General features: G+C 74.0%; 5 protein-coding genes and 1 pseudogene. All 6 read right to left on the bottom strand.

The features are described 5' to 3' along the window. Window positions 1-1511, bottom strand: a 1511-nt coding sequence (locus tag AB0H32_RS43210; RefSeq protein WP_361133514.1) for an amino acid adenylation domain-containing protein, incomplete at its 3' end; no start/stop codon positions are given. A 1-nt stretch (window position 1512) separates the two neighbouring features. Continuing rightward, on the bottom strand, window positions 1513-3555 hold the full coding sequence (locus AB0H32_RS43215) for a non-ribosomal peptide synthetase (RefSeq protein WP_361133516.1): 2043 nt from the start codon (window positions 3553-3555) through the stop codon (window positions 1513-1515). Then, on the bottom strand, window positions 3555-6752 hold the full coding sequence (locus AB0H32_RS43220) for an amino acid adenylation domain-containing protein (RefSeq protein ID WP_361133519.1): 3198 nt from the start codon (window positions 6750-6752) through the stop codon (window positions 3555-3557). Before AB0H32_RS43220 ends, AB0H32_RS43215 begins: the two co-directional genes overlap by 1 nt. Before the next feature lie 457 nt (window positions 6753-7209). Continuing rightward, window positions 7210-8517, bottom strand: coding sequence for a non-ribosomal peptide synthetase (locus tag AB0H32_RS43225; RefSeq protein WP_361133521.1), 1308 nt, complete (start codon window positions 8515-8517; stop codon window positions 7210-7212). A 147-nt stretch (window positions 8518-8664) separates the two neighbouring features. Then, window positions 8665-10005 carry an MFS transporter gene (locus AB0H32_RS43230; protein ID WP_361133524.1) on the bottom strand — a complete coding sequence of 447 codons (1341 nt, stop codon included), beginning with the start codon at window positions 10003-10005 and terminating at the stop codon, window positions 8665-8667. 390 nt (window positions 10006-10395) lie between these two features. Next, window positions 10396-10837 (bottom strand): annotated as a pseudogene (locus AB0H32_RS43235) (hypothetical protein); the annotation flags it as partial.

A 10837-nucleotide genomic window follows, 5' to 3' on the forward strand; every position in this document is an offset into this window, starting at 1 on the left:
AGCTGCTCCACCAGGGTCACCGCGTCGGGCACCAGGTGAGCGGGCAGGACGGCGGTGAGCCGCTCGCGCAGCGCACCGGGAGGGGGCACGGGTCCGGGCGCGGCGACGACGAAGGCGACGAGCCGTGCCTCGGGGGTGCCCGTGCGGTCGACGGTGACGGCTGCGTCGTCGACGTCCGGCTGCTGGCGCAGGGCGTGTTCGATCTCTGCGGGTTCGATGCGGAAGCCGCGGACCTTGACCTGGTCGTCGTTGCGGCCGTGGAACTCCAGGGTGCCGTCGGGCCGGAAGGAGACGATGTCGCCCGTACGGTAGAGCCGGCCCGCGGCGGGGTGGTCGACGAACCGCTCGGCGGTGAGTTCGGGCAGGCCCGTGTATCCGTGGGCGAGCCTGCTGCCGCCGATCCACAGTTCGCCCCGGTCGCCGTCCGGGACCGGGCTGCCTTCGCCGTCCAGGACGTGCACGGTGGCCCCGGCGATGGGCCTGCCGATCGGTATCGGTGCGTCGCAGTCGCGCTCGGTGACCCGGTGGGCGGTGGCGAAGGTGGTCGTCTCGGTCGGCCCGTAGCCGTTGACGAGTTCCAGCCAGGGGAAGGCGGTCAACACCTCGCGGGCCTGTGCGGCGGCCATGGCCTCGCCGCCCACGACGACCGAGCGGAGCTGGGCGAAGACGCGGGAGCTCCGCGCGGCGAGCTGGTGGAAGAGGGCCGTGGTGAAGAACGCCACCGTCACACCGTGGTGTTCGATGTGCCGGGCCAGGTCCTCCAGGGAGGGCCGTTGCACGGTACAGACGACGACCGCGGCGCCGTTGGCGAGCGCCCCCCACACCTCGAACGTCGAGGCGTCGAAGGTCATGGGCGAGTGGAACAGGACGCGGTCGCGGGCGGTGAGGGTGACGTAGTCCGGTGCGGTGACCAGTTCGGCGATGGCGCCGTGCGGGACGGCGACACCCTTGGGGCGGCCGGTGGAGCCGGAGGTGAACATGATGAACGCCGGGCTGTCCGGGTCGGCCTCGTCCACCGGCCGACCGCTCGTCAGCGGCTCCTCGGGCAGGGCGAGGACGGGGCCGCTCAGCGCAGCCGCGTCCAGCAGCTTCGCGTCGCCGACAGTGAGTGTCACCTCCGCGTCGGCGATCATCGCTTCGGTGCGGGGCCGGGGCTGGGCCGGGTCGAGCGGGACACACACGGCTCCGGCCCACCACAGCGCGAGCTGCGCGACGACCGTGCGGGCCGACCGGGTCGTCAGCAGCGCCACCCGGTCGCCGCGGGCCACCTGGTGGTCCCGCAGACGTGCGGCCAGGGCGCGGCCGGCCTGGACGAGACGGCCATAGGTGAGCGTGGTGTCGCCGTCGACGACGGCCAGCGCGTTCGGAGTGAGTTCGGCGTGCCGCGCGACGAGTGCCGGCAGAGCCGTTGCCGGCGCCGGCGGCGGGACGTGTGCGGTGGTCCGGGCACCGGTCGGCGCCGAAGGTGTGTGGTGCGCGGTGTCGACGGGCTGCGAGGTCGTGGGTGTCATGTCAGGCTCCTGCCGGTCGCGGGGTCCGGCGCTGGTCGAGGAGGGCGGCGAAGGCGCGCAGGTCGGTGCTGCGCAGCAGTTCGTGGGCGCGCGGGCGTACTCCGGTCTCGCGCTCGACAGCCACGAGCAGCCGGGCGGCGACGACGGAGGTGCCGCCGGCATCGGTGAAGTTCTCCCCGAGCGCGATGCCGGTCCGGCCGAGGAGGTCGCGCACGGTCGTCAGGACGAGCCGTTCGGTGGGTGTGGCGCCGGTGAGGTCGTCCGTGGTGGTCGCGGGCGCTGTGGGCACAGGGCCCTGGGCCGCCAGGGCGACCCGGTCGACCTTTCCGTTGGCGTCCAGGGGGTAGCCGTCGACGATCCGCACGGCGGCGGGGGCGGCCTGCTCGGGAAGCCAGGCGCGGACCGCGGCGAGCAGGTCACCGGCCGTGGGCTCGGCACCGTCGGCCGGCCGCACGTGCGCGACGAGGCGGGCGTGGCCGGAGCTGTCGCGCAGCACGGTGACGACGGCACTGCGTACGCAGGGGTCCTGTTCGAAAGCGGCCTCCACCTCGGCCGGTTCGATTCTCACCCCGCTGATCTTGACCTGGTCGTCGATGCGGCCGAGGAACTCCAGGCTGCCGTCGGCGTTCATCCGGACCCGGTCGCCGGTGCCGTAGAGGCGGTCGACCGCGGGCAGCGGCAGGCTCTCCGGCGGGGCGGTGAACCGCTGTGCGGTGAGCTCGGGGTCGAGGTAGCCGAGCGCCAGGCAGTGGCCGCCGATCCGCAGTTCGCCGTCCTGCCCACGGGCCACGGGTTGGCCGTCGTCACCCGTGACGACGACGGTGACGCCCGGCAGCGGGGTGCCAATGGGCGGCGGGGCCGCATCGCCCGCCTCCGCGTCGGTGCCGCGCATGGCGTGGGTGGTGGTGACGACGGTGGCTTCTGCGGGGCCGTAGGCGTTGTGGACGGTGGCGGTGACGTCGGGGCCGGGGCGGCGGCGCATGCGGTCGCCGCCTACGACGAGGTGACGCAGCTTCAGGTCATGCGGCCACGGCCGGTCCAGGAGCGGTTCGACGGTGGGGGTGGCCGCCACGGTCACCGTGACGGCGGCGTCGCGCCACCAGTCGGTGAGTACGTGCGAGTCCCACCGGGTGTCGTCGGGAGCCGGGACGAGGGCGGCGCCGGAGGTCAGTGCGGCCCACAGCTCCAGCAGGTGCGGGTCGAACGCGACACCGATGAGCAGGGACTGGCGGTCGCCGGGTGCCAGGCCGGTCTCGGCCCGGTACCAGTCGAGGGCGACGGACAGCGAGGCCTCGGCCACGGCGACGGCCTTGGGGCGGCCGGTGGATCCTGAGGTGAGGACGGCGTACAGGGCGCCCTCGGGCGCGCGCCGCGCGCCCCGGCCGGACGCGGCGAAGGCCGCCACCGCGGCGGCGGGGGCGTTCACACCGTCGGTGGGCAGGGGCAGCGGGGCCTGCTCCCCGGTCCGGTGGCCTTCGGGCAGGACACCGGGGTCACCGATGAGGCAGGCGACGTCGAGGTCCTCCGTGACGGCCTGGGTGCGCCGCCCGCCGGGGCGGGGGCCGAGCGGCAGGTAGACGGCGCCGATCCGGGCGAGTGCGACGGCGGTCACGACGAGGGCGGTGGAGCGGTCGAGACAGACGCCGACCAGGTCCCCGGGCCGTACGCGGTCGCACAGGGCGGAGGTGACGCGCGCGGCGGCGTTGTCGAGGTCCTGGTAGGTCCAGGTCCGTGCGCCGTCGATCACGGCGGGGGCCTGCGGGGTGCACCGCACCCAGTCCTCGAAGCGGGCCAGCACGGTGGTCGGTTCGGCTGCGGGACCGTGGGCGATGCTCAACGCGGCACCGATGTCGGTGCCGGTGATGCCGGTGCCGGTGTCGGAAACGACGGGCGCAGCCGCCGTGCCAGTTGCAGTGGGCGCGGTCGCGGTGCCGGTGCCGGCAATGGCAGGAGCGGTCGCGGTGCCAGTGGCAGTGGGCGCGGTCGCGGTGCCAGTGGTGTTGGGCTCGACGGCGGTGTCGAGGGTGGGCAGGGACTGGGGCATCACGACTCCGGGGTGAGGGTGGCGGAGGCCGCGAGGGCGTCGGCCTGGTCGGCGAGCACGGGGTTGCGGAAGAGCACCTTCAGCGGCGGGCGCGTGCCCAGCCGGGGCTCCAGCCAGGCCGCGAGCTCAGCAGCCAGAAGGGAATGGCCCCCGCTGCGGAAGAAGTGGGAGCGGGCGTCGAAGCGGCTGTGGCCGAGGACCTTGCGCCAGCCCTCCGTGAGCAGGGCCGTCATCGGATCGTCCGGCACGGCGGCGCCCGCCTGCCCCTGCTGGGACTCCGACTCGGTCTCGGACTCGGGCTCGGTCTCGGACTCGGACCCGGGCTCGGGCTCCGGGGCGGCCACCGCGTCGAGCGCCGCCGCGCGGCGAGCCAGAGCCGTCCGGTCGGGCTTGCCGCCGGCGAGGGTCGGCATGGTGTCCAGCGGGGCCCACCGGGCGGGTACGAGGGGGCCGGGCAGGCGGCGGCTCAGCTCGGCGTGGAGCGCCTTCTCGTCGAAGTCCGCGCGGTCGGCGCCGTCTTCGAGGAAGCCGACGAGCCGGGGCCCTCCGGCGCTCTCACGGTCCAGCACGACGGCGCAGGACCGGCCGCCCAGCGCCGCGGATGCCGCGGCCTCGATCTCCTCCAGCTCGATGCGATGGCCTCGCAGCTTGATCTGGTTGTCGCGCCGTCCCAGGAAGTAGAGCAGACCGTCCAGACCGCGGTAGCCGAGGTCGCCGGTGAGGTAGACGCGCTCCCCGCCGAGCGCGTCGACGGTGACGAACCGGGTGGCCGTCGCCTCCGCGTTGCCCGCGTACCCCTCGGCGAGGCCCGGCCCGGCGACGGCGAGTTCACCGACGGCGCCGGACGGCAGCGGCCGGTGGTGGGCGTCCAGGACATGGACGCGCTCGCCCGGCAGTTCGGTGCCCAGGGGGATCTCGGCGCCCTCGGCGAGGGCCTCGCGGGAGATCTCGTGGACGGTGGAGCTGATGGCCGCCTCCGTGACGCCGTACACGTTGAGGACGGTGGCGTCGGTGTCCGCGAGGACGCCGCGCAGTGCCTGCGCGGGAAGGCGTTCGCCGCCGAGGACCAGGAGCCTCGGTGTCCAGCTCTCGTCGCGCAGCGCGGGCCTCAGGTCCTCACGGGTGGCGAGGAAGTAGCTGGTGGGCAGGTTGGCGACGGTGACCCGCGCGGACGCGAGCAGGTCGGCGAGTTCCACGCCGGTGGGCACCTCGTGCTCGGGGAGGACCAGGCACGCACCCGAGTGCAGGGTGGGCAGCACCTCCTCCAGCGCCACGTCGAAGGACGGCTGGGCGAACATCAGGACCCGGTCCGAGGTGGTGAGGCCGAACCGGTCGGCGGTCGCGGTCAGATGGTGTTCCAGCGCCGCGCGGCCGACGGCGACCGGCTTCGGTGTCCCGGTGGAGCCGGATGTGTGGATGACGTAGGTGGCGCCGTGCAGTTCCTCGGCTTCGCGGGCACGGGGCAGTTCCGGGGCGTCGATCCGGGCGGTCGGCAGTGCTTCCGGGAGCGCCGGGGTGCCGTCGCCGGTGAGGACCAGTGCCGGGGCGAGCCGCTCCAGCAGCAGGCGGAGCCGAGCCGGCGGGTCGGACGGGGACAGCGGGCAGTACACGGCGCCGGTCCGCAGGCACGCCAGCAGGGCGACGACCGAGTCGGTTCCCCTGGGCAGGACGACGGCCACCGGCCGGCCGGGCGCCACGCCCGCGGCGCGCAGTCGCTCCGCGAGCGAGCCGACACGCTGGTCGAGTTCGCCGTAGGTGAGGCGGCGTGCGCCGCACAGCAGGGCGGGCAGCGACGGGTGGTGGGCGGCCGCGGGATCCAGCGGATCGCGGTCGGCCGGGACGGGCACGGAGGGGGCGGCCGGCTCCACCGCGGCCGGTGCCAGGTCGGCCAGCGGGGCCTCGGGGGTGTCGAGGTAGGCGCGCAGCAGGTCCAGGAAGCGGCCGCAGAGCAGCCGGGCGACGTCCTCCCCGAGGAGGTCGGCGTCGTAGTCCCAGACCAGGGTCATTCCGGGCGCGCCGTGGCGCGGGGTGACGCCGCGCCGGTCGTCCGGCAGGAGCACCACGTCGAGGTCGAAGCGGGTGGTGCCGGTGTTGAAACCCTCGAAGAGCGTGATGTCGAGGCCGGGTACGTCGATCTCGGGCAGTGGTGCGTCGTGGGCGCTGAACATGACGGAGAACAGCGGGTTGTCGGCCCCGGAGGTGTGCATGCCGAGCGCCCGGGTCAGCTCCTGCACCGGCACGTCCTGGTGCGGCAGGGCCCGGATGAGGGTGTCGGTGACCTCGTCCATGGTGTCCTGGGCAGGGACGGTGGCGTCCAGGGCGAGCGGCAGCGGGATGGTGTTGACGAACATGCCGACGGCGTCCTCGTAGCCGCGGGGGCGGTTGCCGACGGCGGTGCCGATGACCATCCGGGAGCGGCCGCTGTGTCGGCGAAGGAGTTCGGCGAACAGGCCGAGGAGCGTGGCGAACGCGGTGAGACCGCGCGTACGGGTGTGCCCGCGCAGCCGCTCGGCGAGATCGGCGCCGATCGCCTGCCGGAGCTGTCCGCCGTGGTGCCTGCGGCGGGCGCCGGGACGGGTGAGGCCCGGCAACGGCAGGTCGTGGGGCTGGTCGCGCAGTTCGGTCCGCCAGAAGTCGAGGGACTCGGGGGCGTACGCGGCCTCGGCCCGGGCCCGGACGTGGTCCGCGTAGGACGGGGCGGGCGGGAGCTCCAGGGTCTCGCCGAGGACTTGGGCGCGGTAGACGCGGAAGACGTCGTCGAGCAGGATCGCGAAGGAGTGCCCGTCGTGGATCAGATGGTGCTCCACATGGACCAGTCGGTGGTGGCGTTCGGCGAGCCGCACGAGCGTCCAGCGGATCAGCGGTGCCTCGAAGGTGTCGAGCGGCGTCTCGGCCTCGGTGCGCAGCAGTTGCGCGAAGGCCGCCTCGGGGTCCTCTCCCCCGCTGAGGTCGACCGTGTGCAGCCGGGGCCGGCACCGCTGCGCGACCCGCTGCTCCGGTACGGACCCCGTGGAGGCGACCAGTTCGAGCCGCAGACCGGGGTGGCGTGCCAGTGTGGCGGCGAGTCCCTGGCGCAGTGCCTCGGTGTCGAGGGTGCCCCACAGGTCGAGTGCTGCGGTGAAGTTGTAGGCACGGCTGCCGGGCTGCATCTGCTCGTGCAGCCAGACGATCTCCTGCGAGGAGGAGAGCGGAAACATGGGCGATCCCTGAGGTCGTCGGGTCGGTTTGCCTGCCGGTCGCGGTCCTGGCCGGCGGTGGTCGTGCAGGCGGCTCCGCGGGTTGCGCGGTGACGCGTCGTGCGTGGGGCGGGGCGCGGGGGTGGGCGCTGCTTCGGGTCGCGGCGGTGCTGCGCCGTGAAGGGTGAGCCGGGTGCGCTCGTGCGGGGTGTGCGGTGGTGCGGGGTGGTAGGCAATGGCTCTGGGCGGGGGTGGGTGCGCCGGGGTGGTGCGCTACGGCCCGGTGCGGCGCCGGGTTCCCGGTACGCGCGGCGTTCCGGGGACGTGCCGGGGACCGGGGACGTGCCGGGGACCGGGGACGTGCCGGGGACCGGGGACGTGCCGGGGTCCGGGTGCGGTGGTGTCCCGCCTCGAGGGCGCGCCGGGTGCCTGCCCGTTCGGACTTTGACGGCGGCGCGCGTGCGTCCGGGTGGCGGGGTCAGTCCACGGTCCGCCCCGATGGGCACAGCGCGCCGGTGAGCGCGTCGGTGAGCGCGTCGAACGCCCGGTGCGCGGTGTCGTCGTCGAGGACGGCACGGTCCCACACCGTCCGAAGGCGGATCTCCGCCCCCTGGTTGACGGAGACGGCGAAGGGTCCGCGGACCGGTCTGCCGTCGACGTGGACTTCCCGTCCTTCGACACCGGCCAGTGTGAGGGGCGGCCGGCGGTTGTCGTCGTCCACGGTCAGCAGTCCGTCGAGGCTTCCGGTCCAGCCCGGGCCGGTGGACCGTGCGGCGGTCACGACCGCGTCGAAGGGCGCGTCGGCCCGGTCGAGGTCGTCCCACCAGACGTCGGCCGTCGCCTCCGCGGCGGGCCCGTGGCCGGTGGCGGCCGGGAAGACGACGGTGTTGAGGAAGCAGCCGACGACCGGCTCCGCGCCGGAGGGACGGCCGCCCCACGGGTATCCGAGCGGGACGAGGTGGCCCGGACCGTACAGCGCGCGGGCCGCGGAGCGGCAGGCGTCGAGCAGTCCGGGGAAGGGTACGCCGTCGTCGTGCGCGGGCAGCAGGGCCTGCACCGCGCCGCTCGGGAGTGTTCCGTCGGGCACACGGCCCGGGCGAGGGTGCGGAGCCTGTGCGCGTACGCCGCGCAGCCGGTCCGCCCAGTACGCGAGCGCCTCGGGTGTCTCCGCCCGTTCCTCGGAGGCCAGTTGGAGGAGGACGGCCTCCCGGTAGGCGACGAGTTCCGCTTCCGCCTCCTCGGGCGAGTGACGGGATGCGTCGGCGTCCTCGCCGTATGCGGCGCCGAGGTCCTCGACGATCCGGGCCAGCGAGCGGCCGTCGCAGACGGCGTGGTCCAGGACGACGGCGAGGATGTCCTCCTCGCGGCCCTCGTCGTCGCGTGCGAGGAACAGCCTCAGTGGTGGACCCTGCGGATCCCAGGAGGCCAGCGCGCGGCGGAGCGTGTCGGCGGGCCGCTCGCCCGGAGCGGGTTCCGGCCGGGTCACGCCGACGTCCGGTTCTCCGACGCGCAGGACGGGGGTCCCGCGGACGACAACGGGCCGCGAGCGCAGGGCGGTGTGCCGCGCGGCGAGCCGGCGGGCCGCTGCCCGCAGGCGCTCGGGGTCGACGGTGTCGTGCGGGAAGGCGAAGAACATCGGCACCACGTCGGGGCGTCCCGACGGGTCCAGCGAACGCACCAGTACGAAACGGCGCTGTGCTCCGGTGACGGGCAGCAGGGCGCCGGACCGGTCGCCGGCCGTGAGATGCCGGTAGCGGGCCAGGTACTGGCTCGTGATGCTGAGCACGTGATCCTCTCTGTCGTGGCCGCAGTTTCACGGAAAGGGGCGCGGGCAGGTACGGGCGGCGTGTGTCCTGCCGGTACGGACACGGCGGTGCGATGGGGGCGGTGGCCGTACTGGCGCGGAGAAGCCCGGTGGGACCGCCCGTCCGGTTCAGCGGGTGGGCGTGGGGGCGATCTGTTCGTCGCCGTCCGCGGTGGCGCTCTCCCGCGGTGTCTCGTGGTCGGCGCCTGCGAGGGCGCCGTCCGGTCCGGGCAGGTCCCGCATCCCGCGCAGCGGGGAGAACAGCAGTGGCAGCGGTACGGCAAGGAAGCCCGCGGCACACCAGGCGAGTGCCGTGCGCGGCCCGAAGGACCCGGCCAGGGCGCCACCGAGGAGTGCGCCGAGCGGCAGGGTGCCCCACATGAGGAAGCGCAGGGTGGCGTTCATCCGGCCGAGCAGCCGCGGCGGGCACAGCCCCTGGCGGAAGCTGACCTGGGAGACGTTGTAGACGACGGCGCCGAAGGAGGCGACCGCCGATCCGGTGGCGAAGAGGGCCGCGCCGAGGAGGCCGTGACCGGACAGGGGCCACAGCACGGCGAACGGCCCGGTCGCGAGGACGGACAGCAGGATGAGCCGGGCCTGCCCCAGCCGGGTGGCGAGGCGCGCGGCGCACAGGGCGCCCAGGAGCCCTCCGACGGCTGACGCGGACATCACCAGGCCGAGCGCGCCCGGCTGCAGTCCGACGACGCGGACGAGATAGACGGTCTGTGTCGCCATGAGGACGGCCGTGCACAGGTTGGCGAGGGCGGTGGTGAGGGCGATGACACGGAGCAGCGGATGGCCGGTGACGAAACGGATGCCCTCGCCGATGTCCTTGCGCAGGGAACCGCCGGTGGCTGGCTCGGGCGGTTCCTCGGGCTGCTCGACGCGCAGGAGGAACAGCGCGGAGAGCGCGTAGCCGATGGCGTCGGCGATGACGGCGAGGTGGGCTCCGGCGAGCTGGACCAGGCCGCCGCCGACGCCGGGGCCGGTCACCTGGGCGGTGGAACGGACCGTCTCCAGCGCGCCGTTGCCGGCCACGAGCTGGTCACGGGGCACGATCTGCGGCAGGTAGCTCTGATGGGCGACGTCGAAGAACACGGTCGCCACGCCGGTGACGAGTGCGACCGCGTAGAGCTGAGCCATCGTCAGGACGTGGGCGAGCGCGGCGGCGGGGATGCTCGCCATGGCCGCGGCTCGCACCAGGTCCGCGCGGATCATCAGGGGGCGCTTGCGCATGCGGTCGGTGAGTGCCCCGGCGGGCAGCCCGACCAGCAGGAAGGCGGCTGTCTCCGCGGCGGTGAGGAGGCCCACCTGGAAGGCCGAGGCGTCGAGTTCGAGGACGGCCACCAGGGGCAGGGCCACCAACGTGACCTGGGCACCGAGCTGTCCGGCGGCAGCTCCCGCGAGCAGCAGCCGAAAGTCGCGTATGCGCATCGGGCCACCGGCGGCGTCCCGGGATGTGTCGGACATGTGAACGACACTCACTGAATGGCCGATCAGGAGTCAAAGGATCACAGTCAGTTTCGGTCGATTCTTGCGTCTGTTTGACAGCAAGTCGGGAAAATTTTCGTCGTATCCTCGGTACGTCCGCATGAATGCCCGTACTGGGCGCGCACTACTGGACGGGCGCACGCGAGAGGGTGCGGAGGGTGCAGGGGGACGGAAGCGACTTCCTGTACGCAGAGTGATCGATCAGATCCTGACCGAAAACACTCACTCGCGATCACACCACTGCGGAAGCGCCCGTTCCGTCAGCTATGCACCCTCTCAACCGGGTGAGTGACAAGCCCGGCGGACTGGGCCCGCGGACGCAGGTTCTGCCGCTCTGCTGCGCACCGCCGTCGTCGGTTCCCTCCAGGATCAACTGCCGCTGTGGACCCGACAGACGTAACTGAAGGTCGCTTCCGCCTCGACCGGGTTCCGCTGGTGCGCGATCAGCAGGCGGGCGGTACCCCGGAACCCGCCGGAACCGCGCACGGTCCAGCGGAGATGCACGGTGACCCGGCGGTCGCCGCGATGGGCCATGTGGACCAGCTCGCCCGAGTCGTGGCCGTCGCTGCGCAGCCAGTGGTACGTCACCGGGCCTCCGCGGCCGTCGGTGGTCACCACGCCGACCAGATCGGCGGTCTGACCGCAGCGCAAGCGACCGGTGGGTGCCTGGACTTCGACGGCGGTGACCGTGGGTGCGGGGGCCGGCCGCAGCAGCAGCCAGAGCAGGACGGCCGCGGCGGCCAGGAAGACGGTCGTGGCGATCCAGGCCCGCCGTGCGCGGCGGCGGGGGCGGCTGTCAGGGGGCACGGGC

It is taken from the genome of Streptomyces sp. NPDC020362 (assembly GCF_040642095.1).
Taxonomy (GTDB): Bacteria; Actinomycetota; Actinomycetes; order Streptomycetales; family Streptomycetaceae; genus Streptomyces.